Here is a 501-nt window from a genome sequence, read left to right as displayed (position 1 = left end):
CCTACATAATAGGTATCTTGTGCACATAAATAACCCGGATGATGTGTCTCAATTTCACCATGCGCTTCTTTTGATGCTTTGACTTTTTCAAGGGCTTGTAATTGATTTTCAGTGAGCACACATCCTTCTTGTGCCACTTTGGTTTCTAGGGCTATTAAGCGTTTTTTAAAACTTTCTAAATCGTGACGTAGCCAAATAGAGCGTACCCCACTCCCTGACACCATGATGCCTTCTTGACGAAGTTGATTGGCAACTCGATGTTGCCCATAAGCTGGATATTCATAGGTCATATTGACAACGGCTTGTTCTATATGTGGCTCTACCCGATTTTTTTCGATAGGCTTTTTACGACTGATTTCTTGAAGTGCAAACTCACCCCCCTTGCTCATACAGTTTTTTAAAGCGATAATAACTATCTCGACTGTATCCCATGACTTTGCAAGCTTGTTGAACGTTACCGAGTTGATTAGCTAATTCTAAAAGTCCTAATTTAGGTTTAAT

Annotated in this window: 1 pseudogene; it reads right to left on the bottom strand. The window is 39.7% G+C overall.

What is annotated here, in order from left to right:
• A pseudogene (locus A9G35_RS06920) lies at positions 1-501 on the bottom strand (helix-turn-helix domain-containing protein); the annotation flags it as partial.

The organism is Gilliamella sp. Choc5-1 (genome assembly GCF_001690595.1).
GTDB lineage: Bacteria > Pseudomonadota > Gammaproteobacteria > Enterobacterales > Orbaceae > Gilliamella > Gilliamella apicola_M.
This window is presented reverse-complemented; position numbering and strand designations above follow the sequence as displayed.